Below are 17,517 nucleotides of genomic sequence, written 5' to 3' on the forward strand. Positions count from 1 at the left end.
CACGGGATAAGAGGCGGACCCCACCGCACTACGGCTGCGAAGGCCCCGGCCCGCCCCTGCCCATCAGTTTGGTGACCCGCTCGCCCACGCCCCAGCTGGTGACCCGCCACAGTGCCTCGACCAGGATGTCGCGGCTCATCTTGGAGTCCCCGAGTTCGCGTTCGACGAAGGTGATCGGGACCTCGACGACGTGATAGCCGGCCTTGACGGCGCGGCGGGCGAGGTCGACCTGGAAGCAGTAGCCCTGGGAGGCGACGTCGTCGAGTCCGAGGCCCTCCAGCGTCTCCCGGCGGAAGGCACGGTAGCCGCCGGTCACGTCCCGGATCGGGACGTCCAGCAGCACGCGCGAGTACAGGCTGCCGCCGCGGGAGATGAACTCGCGCGACCTGGGCCAGTTCACGACCCGGCCGCCGGGTACCCAGCGGGAGCCGAGCACCAGGTCGGCGCCCTTCAGCGCGGTGAGCAGCCGGGGCAGTTCCTCGGGCTGGTGGGAGCCGTCGGCGTCCATCTCGATCAGGACCCCGAAGTCGTGCTCCACGCCCCAGCGGAAGCCCGCGAGGTAGGCGGCGCCGAGCCCCTCCTTGCCCCTGCGGTGCAGCACGTGGACCTGCTCGTCACCGGTGGCCAGCTCGTCGGCGATCTTGCCGGTGCCGTCGGGGCTGTTGTCGTCGGCCACGAGCACATGGGCCTCGGGGACCGCCTCCCGCACACGACCGACGATGGCCTTGATGTTCTCCGCCTCGTTGTAGGTCGGAATGATCACCAAGGCCGTGCCGAGCGGGCCGAAGCGTCTCCCCTGGGCCTCTGCCGGGCGGTTCCCCTCGCCGTCGTTCACTGCTGCCCCTTCGAGTCGGTCCGCAGAACTCCACCATAGTGGCCGCAGCCTGCGCCGACGGATCGTGCGTTCCCAAGGTGGTGTCAAATCCGGGCGAGTGGGGTACCGATGGCGTTTTGGCCCTCTGCGCGGGCCGGCCGCCGCCCGCGGGACCTGAGAGGAACAAGGGGGGAAGAGCCCCGCGGGGAGCGGGAGGACAGCAAGAGGACAGGGGGACGCTGGTGGCTGCGATGCCAGCGGATGGGAGCCCGGCGCCCTTCGGGCCGACCTGGGACCCGCTGGCTGCGGATCGACCTGAAGCCGTTGTCTACTGAGCACCCGGGCCCCATCCGGGTCACACCGTGCCGACCTGGCCGGAACGTCTCCCGCCGTGGCGCGGTCGCTGTGCCTGGCTCCCAGTGACGGTGCCCCGGTGCGGTACACCGTCCCTGACCCAGCGGCGCCGCGACGAGTGTGCGGACGATGCCCGGTCGGGCGTCCCGTGGTGGACTCGGCCGAACCTACCCGCCCCGGGCCGCCGCCTGTCAATAGCCGTACGACCTGCGGGTCTTTCCGCCGACCACAGGTCGGCCCGGTGGTTACGCAGGTCGTGAGACACCGGTCGGGGCGTCTATCCCTGTCGCGCCACCCCGGGAGATCACTCGCTCGGCCCCACGAACACGGTCCGCCCACCCACGACGGTCCGCAGGCAGACGGGCAGGTCGGAGCCGGGGGTCAGGTCGGGCAGCCCGGGGGTACCGGAACGGGGGTCGGTCGACCAGCGCGCGACCCGGTCGTCGGGCGCCTGCACGACGAGCTCGCCCGTGCGCCAGACGGCGTAGTCCGCGGGCGCGCCCGGCACCAGGACGCCCGCGTCGTCCCGTCCGACGGCACGCCAGCCGCCCCGGGTGTGCGCCGTGAAGGCGGCGCGCACCGAGACCCGGTGCGCGGGCGTGCGGTGGAAGGCCGCCGCACGGACGGTGCCCCACGGGTCGAGGGGCGTGACCGGGCTGTCGGAGCCGAACGCGAGCGGGACACCCGCGCGCAGCATCGCCGCGAACGGGTTGAGCAGCCCGGCGCGCTCCGTCCCGAGGCGCTGGGCGTACATGCCGTCCGCGCCGCCCCACAGCGCGTCGAAGGCGGGCTGGACGGAGGCGGTGAGTCCGAGTTCGGCGAAGGCCGCGATGGTCTCGGGGGTGAGCATCTCGGCGTGCTCGACGCGATGCCTGGCTGCGCGGATCCGGGCGAGGCCGAGCTTCTCGGCGGCGGCGCGCACTCCCTCGACGACGGTGGTCACGGCGGCGTCGCCGATGGCGTGGAAGCCCGCCTGGAGGCCCGTCTCGGTGCAGGCGACCACATGGGCGGCGACGGCGCCGGCGTCCAGGTAGGCGGTGCCGGTGTGGCCGGCGTCGGCGTACGGCTCGTGCAGGCAGGCGGTGTGCGAGCCGAGGGCGCCGTCCACGAACAGGTCCCCCGCCGCGCCGACCGCGCCCAGTTCCCGTGCCTTGTCGACGTCGCGCTCGGCCCAGTAGCCGACGACGCGCGGACCCGGCTCCTCGGCGGCCAGGCGCAGCAGGGCGGTGAAGTCGTCTTCGGAGGAGATGTCCGGCCCGGCGCACTCGTGGACCGAGCCGATGCCGAGGGAGGCGGCGCGGGCGAGCGCGGCGCGCTGGGCCTCGGTGCGCTGGGCGGGCGTCACGGCGGCCAACGCGGCGGCGCGCACGGCGTGGTGGGCGTCGCGGGTGAGGGGGGCGTCGTCCTGCCGCTCCAGTCCGGGCACGAGGGCGAGGAGGGCCGTGCTGACGACCGCCGAGTGGACGTCGATGCGGCTGAGGTAGAGGGGGCGGTCGCCGGTGGCCGCGTCGAGTTCGGCGCGCGTCGGGGGGCGGCCGCCGGGCCAGCGTGAAGCGTCCCAGCCGTGGCCGAGCAGGACGCGGTCGTGCGGGCGGGCGGCGGCGAACTCCCGTACGCGGGCGAGCGCCTCGTCCAGGGAGCCGGCGTCGGACAGGTCGAGGCCGGTAAGCGCCAGGCCGGTGGAGGTGGTGTGCACGTGGGCGTCGGTGAACGCCGGGGTGACCAGGGCCCCGTCCAGGTCGACCACCTCGTCCACACCGTCCGCGAAGGCGTCGGCGGCGCCCTCGGAGCCGACCCAGGCGACCTGGCCGCGCTCGACGACCATCGCCGTCGCGAACGGATCGGCGGGGCTGTGGACCTCTCCGCGGCGGAGCAGGACGGTCTCGGTCGGGGCGGTGCTTTCACTCATGGCACACAGTCTCGCGCCTCCCGCCGGACCCCGTGGACGCCGGGCGGCTCAGACGCGCGGCGGCCGTGCCTCGTACGGCGTGGACAGCACCACCGTCGTCCTCGTCGAGACCCCCGCCAGCGAACGCACCCGTGCGAGAAGCTCCTCCAGCTCGTGCGGGGTGGCGACCCGCACCTTGAGGATGTAGTTCTCGTCGCCCGCGACACTGTGGCATGCCTCGATCTCGGGGACACCCGCGAGCCGGTCGGCGATGTCGTCGGGGGCGCTGGGGTCGAACGGTTTCACCGAGATGAAGGCTGTCATCGGCAGCCCGACCGCCTCGGGGTCGACGACCGCGGCGTATCCGCGGATGACCCCGCGTTGTTCCAGCCTGCGCACCCGCTGGTGCACGGCCGACGTGGAAAGCCCCGTGGCCTTGCCCAGGTCGGTGTAACTCATCCGCCCGTCCTTGACGAGCAGCTGCACGATCTGTCGGTCCAGCTCCTCCATGGCGCAAGAACCTACAGTGCGCCTGACCTCACGGGACACCTCAGCGGTGCAGGTCATGCCCGGTTCGTGATGTCCCCGAGAGCAGCCCGTGAACCACGCGGGGGACAAAAGCGCCACGCGTGGCACCTGCGAGCGGCATGTGACGAACGCCACAGGCTTCGAACATTCTCCGTGATGGAGTCGTGATTACCCCGGAGAGGGGCTGGGAAGTGCTTGCTGTGGTCGAGGCCGCAGCGCCTTCACGGCCCAGCCAGAGGGGGAGAATCCCATGCAGAGTCTTCAGCGCCCAGGTCGTACCGCACCCAGGCGGCAGCAGTTGGTCGTCGAGCCCGAGCCGGAGGGTGTCGAACCCGACGCCTTCGGCGGCGAGGACGCGGACGAACTCGACGCGTACGACACTTTCGAGATGTACCGGGTGATCTGCCCGGACTGCGCACAGCCCATCGCCCTGCTCGCGGACGAGGACTTCCTTCCGGAGCACGCGTTGTGCGCCTCGCCGTGGAACCCGTTCGGCCTCACGGTCTGCGCCGGCACGGGACGCCGGGCCGCCGACGCGCGCCCCGCGGACGAGTCCATCGAGCCCCAGGAGCAGGACACCGCGCTCCTGCTGACGCTCCCTCAGGGGCTGGACTGGCGGACGCAGCCCTTCTCGCACGTCGGCGGCCCGGGTTCCCGCCCCATGCGGGTGCCCGTCATGCGGCGCCACGCCGCCTGAGCCACCGCGCCCCGGCCTCGACTCCTTCTGCCGCGCTGGTGGAACTCCGGGCGGTACAAAGGCGCTTGGGCGCGCGGATGGACCAGCGGGCCGATAGTGGCGGCGTCCAGGCCCTCACGATCGGCGTCACCGCGACCGACGTCATGCCGTGCACCGACGGGGGAACGGGACGGCGGTACCCGCGCCGGCCCGGGCTGGCGCGGGTACCCCGGGCCGGGAACGGGGCGAGCGGACCGGCCGGACGACCGGAACGGGCGACGAACCCACGCTCGATTCCCGGGCCGGGTGACCTGTCCGCATACCGTCGCGTTGCCCAGATATGACCCCGACCCCTACCTCGTCCACGACCGGGCGTCAGTACCGCGTGTTCGCTCCCCGGTACGCAGAATCGCTTCCGCGCGCCCCGCGCCCGCAGACCCCGCTCCCGCCCCCACCGCCGCAGCCCCAGCCGCTCCCCGACCCGCCCATCTACCTCGACCTGATGCGCACCTGGGCGCACCGCGGCCGCACGCTGCCGGGGCACCACGACCCGGAATGGATCCGGCTGGCGGCGCCCCTGGTGAGGCCCGGTCAGTTCAGCGCGTCTCCGGACCCGCTAGGTGACGGGCGATGACCATCCGCTGGATCTGGTTGGTGCCTTCGACGATCTGGAGGACCTTGGCCTCACGCATGTAGCGCTCGGCCGGGAAGTCCGCGGTGTAGCCGTAACCGCCGAGGATCTGCACGGCGTCCGTGGTGACCTTCATGGCGGTGTCGGTGCAGTGCAGCTTGGCCATCGCCGCCTGCCGGGCGAAGGGCCGCCCGGCGTCACGCAGCCGCGCCGCCGCGAGGTACAGGGCGCGGCCCGCCTCGATCTGCGTCGCCATGTCGGCCAGCATGAAGCGCAGCCCCTGGAAGTCGGCGATCGGACGACCGAACTGCCTGCGCTCGGCGGCGTACGCGACGGCCTCGTCCAGCGCCGCCTGCGCCACGCCGATCGCGCAGGCCGCGATGCCGAGCCGGCCGGAGTCCAGCGCGGACAGGGCGATGGCGAAGCCCTGCCCCTCCTCGCCGAGCCGCCGGGCGTCGGGGACACGCACGCCGTCGAGGTGGACCTGGGCGGTGGGCGAGCCCTTCATGCCCATCTTCTTCTCGGGCGCCGCCGCGCTGAGCCCCTCGGCGTCGCCGGGCACCAGGAAGGCGGTGATCCCGCGCGGGCCGTCCTCGCCGGTGCGGGCCATGACGGTGTAGAAGTCGGCGACACCGCCGTGGGTGATCCATGCCTTGGTGCCGGTGATCACCCAGTCGTCGCCGTCCCGGACGGCCCTGGTACGCAGGGAGGCCGCGTCGGAGCCGGAAGCGGGCTCGGACAGACAGTACGCGCCGAGCAGACCGCCGCCGAGCAGCGCGGGCAGGTGCTCGACCTGCTGCTCCTTGGTCCCGTAGACGGCGAGGGCGTAGGAGGCGAGGGTGTGCACGCTGACGCCGAGGCCGACCGTCAGCCGGGCCATTGCGAGCTCTTCGAGGACCTGGAGGTAGACCTCATAGGGCTGGTCGCCGCCGCCGTACTCGGAGTCGTACGGCAGGCCGAGCAGCCCCGACCGGGAGAGCAGGGTGAAGACCTCGCGCGGGAAGCGTCCGGCGTCCTCCTCCTCGGCCGCGTGCGGGGCGATCTCACGCTGCGCGATGTCGCGGACGAGCGAGATCAGATCCCGGGCCTCGTCCGTGGGCAGTAGCCGGTCCACCGGCTGCGGGGCGCGGTCGGGCATGGCGACGCTCTCCTCCCTGTCGGGCGCTGCGGCGGGCGCACGTCATGGGTGGGCGGCTCCGCCGGGGTCTCACTGATGCGGCCGATGCTCCTGCTTCCGGGTCACGAAAGCTGCTGACCAGCGGCTGCGCGCTGTGAGTATGCCCGATCGGACGCACCACGTCACCGGTTAACGGACGCTCACTTCGTGAATTCCCCGCGGCGCACGCTTGGTCCGCACCATTGACCCCGCTGGTCCAGTCCTCCTGCTGTGACGAATCAACCGCGTTTTAGTGCGTTCATGACAATCGACGGGCCCCTCTCCAGGGACTCGGCGTCCCGTCCTCCAAACCGCCGGCCCCGCGGCGGGAACCGATGAGCCTGGGAGCGAGGACTGCAAGGTGCTGAGGACCATGTGCCCGGATAACGGCACGGCGGCCGACACCGCGTACGCCAAGTGCCGCAAAAACTGGCGGAGTTACGACATCCCCGCGACCATCGCGACCATCGCGGCCAAGATGACGCACAAGAACCAGCAGGGGCTGGGCGGCACGTTCTTCCGGGAGCTGAGCGGGGACACCGCGAACGGTGAACTGATCAAGGCGATCAAGCAGCGGACGAACGCGGGCGGGGGGCGGAGGTCCACCTGGGCCTGCGCACTCGCCCGTTCGGTCTCAGGCGTCCCGACGGGCCGGCTCCGGGGCCGGGTACGACGGGTCCAGCTCCTCGATCGCCCGCATGGCGCCGCCCAGGGTCTTGACCAGCAGTTCGCGCATGGTGTCGCGGGTGAGGTCGGGGCGGTCGATCCAGTCGAGGGTGGCGCCCTCGACACCGCACACCCAGGCGAGCAGGCCCATCCGCGCCAACGGGGCGATCTCCCGCCGCCCGTACGCCCCTTCGGCGAGCGTGGCCACCATGAGCTCACGGACCCCGTCCCGTATCGCCATCACCTCGGTGTCGAAGCCGACACCGCCGCTGACGATGGTGCGGAACGCGGCGTGGTTGTTCTCGGCGTAGCGCAGATAGCCGTCGATGGTGCGGTGCACCCGGTCCACGGGGGCGAGCTGCAGGCCGCCCGCGGCGAAGGTGACCAGGTCGGTGACCGAGTCCTGGACGATGGCGAGGTAGTAACCCCGCTTGGACTGGAAGTAGTAGTAGATCAGCCCCTTGGCGACATGGGCCTGGCGGGCGATGTCGTCCATGGAGAGCGCGTCGTACGACGTGTCGGCGAACAGCCTCCGCCCGATGGCGATGAGTTCGGCGCGTCGCGCCACCGATCGTTCGGTGCCGCGCGCCCTGGGCCGGGCGGCGTCGCGCTGCTGGCTGATATTCAATTTCGACCCTGGTTCCAACGGGCGGCGGGACAAGCGCAGTATGTCAGCTCGGTCCACCGGTCAGTTCACAGCAGTCCCACCTGCGTCACGAGCATCGCGAGCACCACGACGAGGGCCCAGCCCGCGATGTGTTCGACGATCTTCGGGCCGTCGTCCTTGGGGCCGCCGGTACGGACGCGGTCGGCAGTGACTGACTGTGCGCTCATGATCTCTCGCTGATCTCGTGCGTGCGGTGGACTCCCCCCACCGATCTGTCCACCTTGCCACGATGAGCGGCATTTACGGCCGAGACGTTGGTCACAGCGCCACGGCCCCGGACGGGAAGCCGGGGGGACCGTCGGGGCCGGTGCGTCGGCGGCGGGCCCTGACTCGCCGCCGACGTCAGCGCACGCCCACCGCGCGGCGAGCGCGAGCCGCCGGCCGACGGTCGGACGCGACGGGAAGCACAGGTGGCAGACCCCGTCCGCACCGCTTCTGACCTCGCCGTTCGCGTGGCGGCGGTTCTGATGTCGATCAGGGACGCCTGAGCTGCAGCACCCGTCGGATTCCGTCGACGACGAGACCCGTGCCGGCTATGACGGCGAAGATCGAGTAAGGGACGGTGGTGATGATTTCGGACAGGTAGAGGGTGAGAAGCGCGGCGCCTACGAAGATGGCCCCACATGCCGTCCATTTATTCATGATTGACCCTTTGTTCCACGGATTCGCGCTGAAGGGACGAGAGAACCGCGTTCTCTCGTCCCTTCACGGTGTGTCCGTCCACGAGGTGTCTCGCCGGCTCGGACATCGTTCGATCAAGGTCACGGTGGACCGGTACGGCCACCTCACGCAGGACGGCCAGGAGCGCTGCCGTCAGGTCGTCGAGACGGCCGTGGGGCCGTACAGGCTCACAGCAGGCCGAGCGACCGCAGCGCGCGGTGCCGGCTCGGTGACGGCTTGGTCGGCCAGAAGATGTAGCAGACCCCGCCCGTACCGCTTCTGACCTCGCCGTTCGCGTTGTAACGCTTCGTGCGCAGCCAGATGTTCTCCCACTCGCGCCGGTCGTAGACCCGCCGCACCGCCTGGTTGCTCGGCGACGCCGGGTCGTTCGCGATCACGTCGCCGTCGTCCGTGAAGCCGATCACGGTCATCAGATGGCCCGAGGTGCCGTAGCCCGCGCCGGTCAGCTCGTTCTCCAGGAACGACTGGGACGTTATGGCCGGGATGCCGGCCGCGATCAGCACTTCGAGGTCGGTGAGCGAACCGAGCCGGGTGACGACGCCCTGCAGCCCCGGGAAGGTCGAGGCGTAGGCCGCGTTGAAGGGCCAGTTGCCGCAGCCGGCGTACTGGTAGTCGTAGGTGTACCGGGCCGCGTGGCACACCTGCGGGTCACCGAAGGCCGGGTCGACCCAGGACAGCTGCTCCTTGCTGAGCCGGCCGCCCCAGTACTCGACGATCATCTGCGAGGAGGTGGGGCTGCACCACGCCTCGCCGCCGTTGTCGTACTCCGGGTACTGCCCCTTGTGGATCTCCTGCGAGTACCGCGGCACAAGCAGTTCCTTGGACAGGCGCGGTGTGGAGGCGGGGACGGTGAAGCGGTCCGGGATGTCGGAGCCCATCGCGCCGACCCGCCAGACCGTCGGTGTGACCCGGGTGCCGGGCTTGCGGTAGAGCGTCAGACGCAGCCGGTACGAGGTCAGGCGCAGACCCGACTCCGGGGCGTCGACGGAGAAGGTGTCCGTCCAGACGGTGCTCCGGCCGTCGGTCTGGTCGTCGACCGACGTGCGCTTGATGTCCTGGTCACCGGCGGCCCAGCGGCCCATGACGTACCAGGGCGTGTCCGTCCCGTCGGAGTAGGTGCCGCGCAGGTCCACCTGGATCCAGGTGCCGGCCGGGGTGTGCGCGTTCCAGGAGGCGATCACCTCCGTCGCGGGGACGGTGAGCCGGTGCACGGGGCCGGTCCAGGTCGCGTACTCCCAGGTGGAGGTCGTGCCGGTGTGGGGATCGGGGTAGCTGGTGGTGCCGGCCGGCGAGGCGATCACCACGCCGGGGCGGGTGCCGTCGACGGCCCGGGTGCCCTGGGTGGATCCGGCGCGCCAGTCGGCGTACGTCGTCCAGAAGCGGTTGTCGACCGGACGGGCCGGCGGCTTCGTGAGGCCGCCGGTCACCGGGTCCTCGGCATCGGCGGACGGGGTGGCCACCGCCGGGCCCGCGCTGCCCGCGACGGCGGCGGCTACCGCTGCGGCCAGGAGGGCTCTGCGGGACGGCTGTTCGGCTCTGCTCATGGGCGGATGACTCCCAGGGTCCGAGTCGGGGGCAGGTCCACTGCACGGATGTGTGCGCCAACTATGGCCGCAGGAAGCCGCCGCTGCCAGCGCTTCGGGGCATGCCACGCCCGGCAATATTGGTAGGGACCAGTGGCATGAGCTGCGAGATGATGGGGACGTGTCGCACTCGTACCCCCTTGCCCCGGCCGCCGCGCTGCCCCGCCTCGCCCGCCTGCTGCGCGACCTGCCCCCCTCCTGCGGCCCCGTCCGCCTGATCGGCGTCGACGGCCACGCGGGCTCCGGAAAGACCACGTTCGCGGGGCAGTTGGCGGACGCGCTGGGCGGCGCCCCCGTGCTGCACCTCGACGACATCGCCAGCCACGACGAGCTGTTCGCCTGGACCGGGCGCCTGACGGGCCAGGTGATCGAGCCCCTCGCGCGAGGAGAGAGCGCGCACTACACCCCCTACGACTGGCGGACCCGCGAATTCGGTCCGCCCCGCCCGCTGCCCCCTGCGCCGGTGGTTCTCGTCGAGGGTGTCGGCGCCGGCCGGCGTGATCTGCGTCCGTCCCTGGCGCATCTGCTGTGGCTGGAGTTTCCGCACGAGGACGCCTGGGCGCGGGGGCAGTTGCGGGACGGGGAGGAACAGCTGGAGTTCTGGGCCGGATGGGTCGCGGCGGAACGGCGGCATTTCGACGAGGACCCGTCCCGCCCCTTCGCCGACCTGCTGGTGCGCCCGTTGCCCACGGGGTACGAGGTGCTCCCGGGACCTGGACGACCACCTGGTCCGGACCAGGATGTGACGCTCGGTGACGGGCCATCCGCAATGTGCTGAACTTGTGAAGACCCGTGCGGTGGAACTCGGCCGACTGCCTCAACTCGGCTTGACCGAGGGGTCGTACAGGTCTTACGTTCTCAATGTGCGGCCGATGGAGGCCGCCGTCGGACGCGAAGCCCCCGGTTGTTCCCCCGTGATCGGGGGCTTCGTTCTGCTCTCCTTCACCTCCGGCAGACGCTCCGAGACGCGATCCGCTCACCCTCGGTCACCGTCCGCGTCAGGCCGCATCCGCTCCCACCTCGCCGAACGGCCCCGACCGCACCCTACGGCGGGCAGCGACCCGACGGTACGATGCCCTCGGTGCGATCCGTGGACGGCTGCTCCTCGCGCCGCCAGCAACTCCGGTCCGCAGCACAGCGGTTCGACATCGGTCGGCCGACGGGCGACGGCCCGACGGTGAACCAGCGGGGGCACGGTTTGTGGGGGGACGGGATGGACTTCGGCACGCAGGGCCCGGAGGCCCCGGCCGACCTGGCTTGGCTGCGCGGCGTCGACGCGTACACCATGGGCGCCTATCCGCAGGCGGAGGAGGAGTTCCGGGCGGCGGTGCGGGCGGATCCCGCCATGGCCGACGGCTGGCTCGGGTTGCACGCGCTGCGGGTGGACACGACGACCGCGCTGCTGAAGATGTTCCGGCACCGCGACCGCTTCGGCGAACAGCGCACCCGGCACCGGCGCACGCTCAACTCCTGGTACTGGCTGGGCTGGTGGGTGCAACCCGTACTGGAGAGCCCGCGCGACCTGCTGCTCGCGCACGCCTCCCACTGGCTGGACGGCCGCCACGTCCCGGAGCTGGACCGGGCCCTCGCGGGCCTGCCGCCCATCGACACCGACCCCCAGGTGCGCTTCCTGCACGCCTGCCGCGCCTATCTGGTCAAGGACTGGGAGCAGCTCGCACGGCACACGGACCCGCTGCTCGACGATCCGCTGCTCGGCATCGAGGCCGGTCTCTTCGGCGGCATGGCCCGGGTCCGCATGGAGATGTACGGGCAGGCGGAACCGCTGCTGTCGGCGGCCTTGATGCGCTGCCGCAGTGAACAGCCACAGCGCAAGGAACTGCGCTACTGGCTCGCCCGCGCCCACGAGGGAACCGGCCGCTCCGCCGCGGCGCTCCCCTTGTACCGGGCGGTGCACCGCGTCGACCCGGCCTTCATGGACACCTCCGCCCGGCTCGCGGCGATCGCCGAGGGCGACGGATACGACGACTCCGCCGACTTCGCCTCGGTCGCGCTCAGCGGCGCCGGGGACGTGGTCGACGGGCCCGACGTGCTCGATCCGCTGTTCGGCACCGAGAGCAGGGACCTGAGGCTCCCGGACTCCGGGCCGCCCACCGGTCCCCCGCCGTCGGTCACCGATCCGGCGGTACGGGAGCGGACCGTACTGTCCTCCCAGCCGCTGCCCGCCGGCCCGACCGATCCCCGGCTTCTGGAGGAGGCGCTCGCCGAGCTGGAGCGCATGGTGGGACTGGAGCCGGTGAAACGCCAGGTCAAGGCGTTGTCCGCACAGCTGAACATGGCCCGGCTGCGGGCCGGGCAGGGACTGCCGGTGCAGCCGCCCAAGCGGCACTTCGTCTTCTCGGGCCCCTCCGGCACCGGCAAGACCACCGTCGCCCGCATCCTGGGCCGGGTCTTCTACGCCCTCGGGCTGCTCGGCGGTGACCACCTCGTGGAGGCGCAGCGGGCCGACCTGGTGGGCGAGTACCTGGGGCAGACCGCGGTGAAGGCCAACGAGCTGATCGACTCGGCGCTCGGCGGTGTGCTCTTCGTGGACGAGGCGTACTCGCTGTCCAACTCGGGCTACGGCAAGGGCGACGCCTACGGCGACGAGGCGCTCCAGGTGCTGCTGAAGCGGGCCGAGGACAACCGGGACCATCTGGTGGTGATACTGGCGGGCTACCCGGAGGGCATGGACCGCCTCCTCGCCGCGAACCCGGGGCTGTCCTCCCGCTTCACGACCCGCGTGGACTTCCCCTCGTACCGTCCCCTCGAACTCACCGCGATCGGGGAGGTGCTGGCCGCGGAGAACGGTGACGCGTGGGACGAGGAGTCCCTGGACGAGCTGCGGTCGATCGCCGGGCACGTGGTCGACCAGGGGTGGATCGACGAGCTGGGCAACGGGCGGTTCCTGCGGACCCTGTACGAGAAGAGTTGCGCGTACCGGGACCTGCGGTTGTCCACCTGCCCGGGGGTGCCCTCGCGCGAGGACCTGGCGACGCTGCGGCTGCCGGACCTGATGCAGGCCTACGGCGAGGTGCTGTCGGGCCGGGGGCCGCAGGACCCGTCGGCCATGTGACGGGTCCCGCGGTCTCGCACGCGGCGCGGGCCGGCCCGCTCAGCCGGCCAGTACCTCCTCGCCCGAGCGGGGCCCGGACACCGCAGGCGCGGGCGGCGGCTCCCGATGCGCCGGGTCCGTCACCTCGCCGACCAGCAGTTCCAGTACGTCCTCCAGGGCGACCAGCCCCAGCACCCGCCCGGAGCCGTCCGCCACCTGCGCCAGATGGGTCGCGGCGCGGCGCATGACGGTGAGGGCGTCGTCCAGGGGCAGATCGGACCGCAGCGTCGTCATGGGCCGCCACAGCTGCTGCGGTACGGCCCGCTCCGACTCCTCCAGATCGAGGACGTCCTTCACATGCAGGTACCCCATGAAGGCCCCGCTCCCGGCGGTCACCGGGAAGCGGGAGTACCCGGTGCGGGCGGTGAGTTCGATGATCCGGCCGGGCGTCACCGAGGGGCTGACCGTGACCAGCGCCTCGCGTCTCAGGAGCACGTCGGTGACCGGGCGGGAGCCCAGTTCCAGCGCGTCCTCCAGGCGTTCGGCCTCCTCGGGGGCGAGCAGTCCGGCCTGCCCGGCGTCCTCCACCAGCCGGTTGAGCTGCTCGCTGGTGAACACCGACTCGACCTCGTCCTTGGGATCGACCCGGAAGAGCCGCAGCATGCCCTGGGCGCAGGCGCCGAGGGCCACCGTGATCGGCCGGCAGACGCGGGCGAAGGCGACCAGCCCGGGGCTCAGCCACAGCGCCGCCCTCTCGGGCGCCGCCATCGCCAGGTTCTTCGGGACCATCTCGCCGATCACGAGGTGGAAGAAGACGACGGTGGCGAGGGCGATGACATACCCCAGCGGATGGATCATCGCGTGCGGCATGTGGACCCAGGCGAAGACCGGTTCCAGCAGATGCGCCACCGTCGGCTCGGCGACCGCGCCCAGGGTCAGGGAGCAGACGGTGATGCCGAACTGGGCCGCGGCCATCATCTGCGGCAGCCGTTCCAGGCCGTACAGCACCTGGCGGGCCCGGGTCGTACCGAGGGGTTCGATCTGGCTGCGGCGGACCGAGACCAGCGCGAACTCCGCGCCGACGAAGAAGCCGTTGGCGAGCACGAGCAGGGCCGCGAAGAGAAGCTGGAGCACGCTCATCGCACGGCCTCCCTCACCACGGCGGTGCGCACGATGCGTACCCGCTCGGCGCGGTAGTGCCCGATCTGGCGCACGGCCAGCCGCCAGCCCGGCAGTTCGGCGCGGTCACCGACGGCCGGGATACGGCCGAGCAGATCGGCGACGAGGCCGGCGACCGTCTCGTAGGGCCCTTCGGGCACGTCGAGGCCGATGCGCCGCAGGGTGTCGACCCGGCAGCTGCCGTCGGCGTCCCAGGAGGGCCGGCCGTCCTCCGTGGGGGCGGACGCGAGTTCGGGCAGGTCGTGTCCGTCGTGCTCGTCACGGACCTCTCCGACGAGCTCCTCGACGATGTCCTCCAGTGTGACCACACCGGCGGTGCCGCCGTACTCGTCGACGACGACCGCGATGGGCTGCTCGCTGCGCAACCGGGCGAGCAGCGGCTGGACCGGCAGCGTCTCGGGGACCAGCAGCGGCGACCTGGCGATCCGGCCGACCGGGGTGCGCAGCCGCTCGGGCGCGGAGACGGCGAGCGCGTCCTTCAGGTGGACCATGCCGACGACCTCGTCGATGCGGTCCCGGTAGACGGGGAAGCGGGACAGCCCGGTGGCCCGGGTGAGGTTGACCACGTCCTGGGCGGTCGCCGAGGACTGCAGGGCGCTCACCTTCACCCGCGGGGTCATCACGTGCTGCGCGGTCAGCTCGCCGAGCGAGAGGGTGCGCACGAAGAGGTCCGCGGTGTCCTGCTCCAGTGCCCCGGCGCGCGCGGAGTGCCGGGCGAGGGACACGAGTTCCTCGGGAGTGCGGGCGGAGGCCAGCTCCTCGGTGGGCTCGACACCGAGGGCGCGGACCAGCCGGTTGGCGACGGAGTTCAGAGCGGCGATCACCGGCCTGAACACGCGTGCGAAGACATGCTGCGGGCCGACGACGAAGCGCGCGACCTGCAGGGGGCGGGACACCGCCCAGTTCTTGGGGACCAGCTCACCGACCACCATCTGCACGGCCGAGGCCAGCAGCATGCCGATGGCCACGGCCACGCCGGAGACCGCGCCGTCGGGGATGCCGACGGCCGTGACCGGACCGTCCAGCAGAGCGGCGAGGGCCGGTTCGGCGAGCATGCCGACGACGAGGGACGTGATGGTGATGCCGAGCTGGGTGCCGGAGAGCTGGAACGACAGTTCCTTGAGCGACTCGACCACCCGGTGGGCCCGTCGGTCGCCCTCGGCGGCGGCCTTCTCGGCGTCGGGGCGGTCGACCGTCACGAGGCCGAACTCGGCCGCGACGAAGAAGCCGTTGGCGAGGATGAGCAGGAACGCGGCTGCGAGAAGCAGCAAGGGGAGGGTCATGGTGCCGCCGCCTCCGCGCTATGTCGGCAGGGGGCGGCGCAGGTACTGCAGGACGATCCGTCCATCGCCGGAGAGGGTCACTCCTCGGGTCGCAGGAACCCCCCGCGCGCCGGGGCGGCACAACAGGGGCGGAGGCGTCACGAAAACGCCTCCGCCAACAGATTAATCAAGACACCGGCCGATTCGGCAGGGTGAAGTGCTCCGAGTCAGGCCCGGTGTTCCCCGGAACGGGCCTCGACCAGGCTCCGCAGCGCCCGCGCGTCGGCCACGGCCTGAGCCTTGGCGATGCCCGGCTGGATGCCGACCGCGGCCAGGCTGGTGCCGTCGCTGAGGTCCAGGAACACCCATGGGTCGCCGACCCGCAGATGCACCTGGACGATCTCCGCCCAGGCGAGGCGGCGCGTGCTCGCGAAGTTGACGACGGTGACGCCGCTCTCGTCGGCGACGACCTTCGGGCGGGCCAGCATCACGGCGACGCCGGCCAGCAGGGCGGCCGTGAAGATGAAGCTGAGCCGCTCACCGGGGCTGAGCCGGTCCAGCAGCAGCGCGACCGCCGACAGGACGACGAAGGTCACGCCGGCCGCCGCGAGCAGCACGGCGCGGGTGCGGCCCGGCCGGAAGGTGACGGGCAGCGTGGGCAGGTCCGACATGGGGTGCGGTGTCCCTCAGAGGCGGCAGGCGTGGATGGCGGTGGTCAGGATGGCCCGGGCGCCGATCTCGTACAGGTCGTCCATGATGCGCTGGGCGTCCTTGGCGGGGACCATGGCGCGGACGGCGACCCAGCCCTCGTTGTGCAGCGGCGAGATGGTCGGCGACTCCAGGCCGGGGGTGAGGGCGACGGCCTTCTCCAGCTGCTCCACGCGGCAGTCGTAGTCCATCATCACGTAGGTCCGTGCCACCAGGACGCCCTGGAGCCTGCGCAGGAACTGCTGCACCTTCGACTCCTCGCCGTCCGCGCCGGTACGGCGGATGACGACGGCCTCGGACTGCATGATCGGCTCGCCGACGACCTCCAAGCCCGCGTTGCGCAGGCTGGTGCCGGTCTCGACGACGTCCGCGATGACCTGGGCCACACCGAGCTGGATGGCCGTCTCGACGGCGCCGTCCAGGTGGACGACGGAGGCGTCGATGCCGTTGTCGGCGAGGTGCCGGGCGACGATGCCCTCGTAGGAGGTGGCGATCGTCGTGCCCTTGAGGTCCTCGAGGGAGGCGACGGTGCCGGGCTTGGTGGCGTAGTGGAAGGTGGAGCGGGCGAAGCCGAGCGGCAGGATCTCCTCGGCGTCGGCGCCGGAGTCGACCAGCAGGTCACGGCCGGTGATGCCGATGTCGAGCTGCCCGGAGGCGACGTAGATCGCGATGTCCCGGGGGCGGAGGTAGAAGAACTCCACGTCGTTCACCGGGTCGACGATCCGCAGTTCCTTGGACTCCCGGCGCTGCCGGTAGCCGGCCTCATGCAGCATGTCCGCCGCAGGGCCGGAGAGGGAACCCTTGTTGGGGACGGCGATGCGCAGCATGAGGTCGGCTTCCTTCTTTCGGGGTGTTTCGACGGGTGCTGGGGGCGGGGCTCAGAGATGGGCGTAGACGTCGTCGAGGGAGATCCCGCGCGCGACCATCATCACCTGGACGTGGTAGAGCAGCTGCGAGATCTCCTCGGCGGCCGCCTCCTTGCCCTCGTACTCGGCGGCCATCCAGACCTCGGCGGCCTCCTCGACGACCTTCTTGCCGATGGCATGGACGCCCTTCTCGACCAGTTCGGCGGTACGGGAAGTGGCGGGATCGCCGTGGGCGGCCTTGTGCTGGAGCTCGGTGAAGAGCTCCTCGAACGTCTTCTTGGACATGGTGACGCCCACTCTACGGCTTGTGCCGCCCGGCCTAACGCCAGGGTTCGGATACTGAACGGAGCGTAGCCGCGGTCGCCACCGCCGCCGTCACGGCCTCGTGCCCCTTGTCCTCGTTGGAGCCCTCCAGGCCCGCCCGGTCGAGCGCCTGCTCCTCGGTGTCGCAGGTCAGCAGGCCGAAGCCGATGGGGACACCGGTGTCCACGGAGACCTGAGTCAGACCCTGGGTGACTCCCTGGCACACGAATTCGAAGTGGGGGGTGCCGCCGCGGATGACGACACCGAGGGCCACGACCGCGTCGTAGCCGCGGTCCGCGAGGACCTTGGCGACGACCGGGAGTTCCCAGCTGCCGGGGACCCTCAGCAGGGTCGGTTCGTCGATGCCCAGATCGTGCAGGGCGCGCAGCGCGCCGTCCACCAGACCGTCCATCACCTTCTCGTGCCACTGCGCCGCCACGACGGCGACCCGAAGGTCACCCACGTTGCGTACGGACAGTTCCGGTGCGCCCTTGCCGCTCACG

17 protein-coding genes and 1 pseudogene are annotated in these 17,517 nt (G+C 71.7%); 4 read left to right on the top strand and 14 right to left on the bottom strand.

Annotation, left to right across the window (positions count from 1 at the left end; translation table 11 throughout):
* Positions 1-28: 28 nt before the first annotated feature.
* From ACWCPM_RS04750 to ACWCPM_RS04760, 3 genes are all read right to left on the bottom strand, one after another.
* Entirely contained in the window at positions 29-835 is an 807-nt protein-coding gene (locus tag ACWCPM_RS04750; protein WP_450974692.1) for a polyprenol monophosphomannose synthase, read from the bottom strand.
* Positions 836-1,472: 637 nt separating this feature from the next.
* Positions 1,473-3,077 (bottom strand): amidohydrolase, encoded by a 1,605-nt coding sequence (locus tag ACWCPM_RS04755; RefSeq protein ID WP_450974693.1) that lies wholly within the window; start codon positions 3,075-3,077, stop codon positions 1,473-1,475.
* A 48-nt stretch (positions 3,078-3,125) separates the two neighbouring features.
* On the bottom strand, positions 3,126-3,566 hold the full coding sequence (locus ACWCPM_RS04760) for an Lrp/AsnC family transcriptional regulator (RefSeq protein WP_086703418.1): 441 nt from the start codon (positions 3,564-3,566) through the stop codon (positions 3,126-3,128).
* 268 nt (positions 3,567-3,834) lie between these two features.
* Between ACWCPM_RS04760 and ACWCPM_RS04765 the strand changes: the two genes are divergently transcribed.
* Positions 3,835-4,281, top strand: a complete 447-nt coding sequence (locus ACWCPM_RS04765) for a hypothetical protein (protein ID WP_450974694.1) — start codon at positions 3,835-3,837, stop codon at positions 4,279-4,281.
* A gap of 575 nt (positions 4,282-4,856) precedes the next feature.
* On the opposite strand, the gene ACWCPM_RS04770 is transcribed toward ACWCPM_RS04765, so the two are convergent.
* Positions 4,857-6,029, bottom strand: coding sequence for an acyl-CoA dehydrogenase family protein (locus ACWCPM_RS04770; RefSeq protein WP_450974695.1), 1,173 nt, complete (start codon positions 6,027-6,029; stop codon positions 4,857-4,859).
* A 334-nt stretch (positions 6,030-6,363) separates the two neighbouring features.
* Here ACWCPM_RS04770 and ACWCPM_RS04775 point away from each other — a divergent pair.
* Positions 6,364-6,615, top strand: a pseudogene (locus tag ACWCPM_RS04775) (chitinase); the annotation flags it as partial.
* A gap of 66 nt (positions 6,616-6,681) precedes the next feature.
* Here the strand turns inward: ACWCPM_RS04775 and ACWCPM_RS04780 are convergent.
* From ACWCPM_RS04780 to ACWCPM_RS04795, 4 genes are all read right to left on the bottom strand, one after another.
* Positions 6,682-7,341 (bottom strand): TetR/AcrR family transcriptional regulator, encoded by a 660-nt coding sequence (locus ACWCPM_RS04780; RefSeq protein WP_450974696.1) that lies wholly within the window; start codon positions 7,339-7,341, stop codon positions 6,682-6,684.
* A gap of 65 nt (positions 7,342-7,406) precedes the next feature.
* Complete coding sequence (locus tag ACWCPM_RS04785; RefSeq protein WP_450974697.1) at positions 7,407-7,547, bottom strand: SCO1431 family membrane protein; 141 nt, start codon at positions 7,545-7,547, stop codon at positions 7,407-7,409.
* 307 nt (positions 7,548-7,854) lie between these two features.
* A complete protein-coding gene (locus tag ACWCPM_RS04790) occupies positions 7,855-8,022 on the bottom strand; it encodes a hypothetical protein (RefSeq protein WP_450974698.1) in 168 nt (55 codons plus the stop codon).
* Between the two features lie 206 nt (positions 8,023-8,228).
* Entirely contained in the window at positions 8,229-9,605 is a 1,377-nt protein-coding gene (locus tag ACWCPM_RS04795; protein WP_450974699.1) for a peptidase C39 family protein, read from the bottom strand.
* Positions 9,606-9,765: 160 nt separating this feature from the next.
* On the opposite strand from ACWCPM_RS04795, the gene ACWCPM_RS04800 reads away from it, so the two are divergent.
* Together ACWCPM_RS04800 and ACWCPM_RS04805 are read left to right on the top strand one after the other, a co-directional pair.
* Entirely contained in the window at positions 9,766-10,422 is a 657-nt protein-coding gene (locus tag ACWCPM_RS04800) for a uridine kinase family protein (RefSeq protein WP_450974700.1), read from the top strand.
* A gap of 435 nt (positions 10,423-10,857) precedes the next feature.
* The gene (locus tag ACWCPM_RS04805) at positions 10,858-12,717 is read left to right on the top strand and encodes an AAA family ATPase (RefSeq protein ID WP_450974916.1); all 1,860 of its coding nucleotides are present in this window, start codon (positions 10,858-10,860) and stop codon (positions 12,715-12,717) included.
* Positions 12,718-12,756: 39 nt separating this feature from the next.
* On the opposite strand, the gene ACWCPM_RS04810 is transcribed toward ACWCPM_RS04805, so the two are convergent.
* From ACWCPM_RS04810 to ribH, 6 genes are all read right to left on the bottom strand, one after another.
* Positions 12,757-13,836, bottom strand: a complete 1,080-nt coding sequence (locus ACWCPM_RS04810; protein WP_450974701.1) for a hemolysin family protein — start codon at positions 13,834-13,836, stop codon at positions 12,757-12,759.
* On the bottom strand, positions 13,833-15,158 hold the full coding sequence (locus tag ACWCPM_RS04815) for a hemolysin family protein (protein ID WP_450974702.1): 1,326 nt from the start codon (positions 15,156-15,158) through the stop codon (positions 13,833-13,835). Before ACWCPM_RS04815 ends, ACWCPM_RS04810 begins: the two co-directional genes overlap by 4 nt.
* 206 nt (positions 15,159-15,364) lie before the next feature.
* A complete protein-coding gene (locus tag ACWCPM_RS04820) occupies positions 15,365-15,808 on the bottom strand; it encodes a PH domain-containing protein (protein ID WP_450974703.1) in 444 nt (147 codons plus the stop codon).
* A 15-nt stretch (positions 15,809-15,823) separates the two neighbouring features.
* Positions 15,824-16,672: an ATP phosphoribosyltransferase gene (hisG, locus tag ACWCPM_RS04825; RefSeq protein WP_450974704.1), complete on the bottom strand. Its 849-nt coding sequence runs from the start codon at positions 16,670-16,672 to the stop codon at positions 15,824-15,826.
* Between the two features lie 51 nt (positions 16,673-16,723).
* Positions 16,724-16,996, bottom strand: coding sequence for a phosphoribosyl-ATP diphosphatase (locus ACWCPM_RS04830; protein ID WP_048458133.1), 273 nt, complete (start codon positions 16,994-16,996; stop codon positions 16,724-16,726).
* 34 nt (positions 16,997-17,030) lie between these two features.
* Positions 17,031-17,516 carry a 6,7-dimethyl-8-ribityllumazine synthase gene (gene ribH, locus ACWCPM_RS04835; RefSeq protein ID WP_450974705.1) on the bottom strand — a complete coding sequence of 162 codons (486 nt, stop codon included), beginning with the start codon at positions 17,514-17,516 and terminating at the stop codon, positions 17,031-17,033.
* Between the last annotated feature and the right edge of the window lies 1 nt (position 17,517).

Source organism: Streptomyces sp. NPDC002309 (assembly GCF_053593375.1).

Excerpts from the sequence above, each read along its gene's own strand:
- ACWCPM_RS04755 (WP_450974693.1), bottom strand. The coding sequence starts at position 3,077 with ATGAGTGAAAGCACCGCCCCGACCGAGACCGTCCTGCTCCGCCGCGGA.
- ACWCPM_RS04760 (WP_086703418.1), bottom strand. The coding sequence starts at position 3,566 with ATGGAGGAGCTGGACCGACAGATCGTGCAGCTGCTCGTCAAGGACGGG.
- ACWCPM_RS04765 (WP_450974694.1), top strand. The coding sequence starts at position 3,835 with ATGCAGAGTCTTCAGCGCCCAGGTCGTACCGCACCCAGGCGGCAGCAG.
- ACWCPM_RS04770 (WP_450974695.1), bottom strand. The coding sequence starts at position 6,029 with ATGCCCGACCGCGCCCCGCAGCCGGTGGACCGGCTACTGCCCACGGAC.
- ACWCPM_RS04785 (WP_450974697.1), bottom strand. The coding sequence starts at position 7,547 with ATGAGCGCACAGTCAGTCACTGCCGACCGCGTCCGTACCGGCGGCCCC.
- ACWCPM_RS04790 (WP_450974698.1), bottom strand. The coding sequence starts at position 8,022 with ATGAATAAATGGACGGCATGTGGGGCCATCTTCGTAGGCGCCGCGCTT.
- ACWCPM_RS04795 (WP_450974699.1), bottom strand. The coding sequence starts at position 9,605 with ATGAGCAGAGCCGAACAGCCGTCCCGCAGAGCCCTCCTGGCCGCAGCG.
- ACWCPM_RS04805 (WP_450974916.1), top strand. The coding sequence starts at position 10,858 with ATGGACTTCGGCACGCAGGGCCCGGAGGCCCCGGCCGACCTGGCTTGG.
- ACWCPM_RS04810 (WP_450974701.1), bottom strand. The coding sequence starts at position 13,836 with ATGAGCGTGCTCCAGCTTCTCTTCGCGGCCCTGCTCGTGCTCGCCAAC.
- ACWCPM_RS04815 (WP_450974702.1), bottom strand. The coding sequence starts at position 15,158 with ATGACCCTCCCCTTGCTGCTTCTCGCAGCCGCGTTCCTGCTCATCCTC.
- ACWCPM_RS04820 (WP_450974703.1), bottom strand. The coding sequence starts at position 15,808 with ATGTCGGACCTGCCCACGCTGCCCGTCACCTTCCGGCCGGGCCGCACC.
- hisG (WP_450974704.1), bottom strand. The coding sequence starts at position 16,672 with ATGCTGCGCATCGCCGTCCCCAACAAGGGTTCCCTCTCCGGCCCTGCG.
- ACWCPM_RS04830 (WP_048458133.1), bottom strand. The coding sequence starts at position 16,996 with ATGTCCAAGAAGACGTTCGAGGAGCTCTTCACCGAGCTCCAGCACAAG.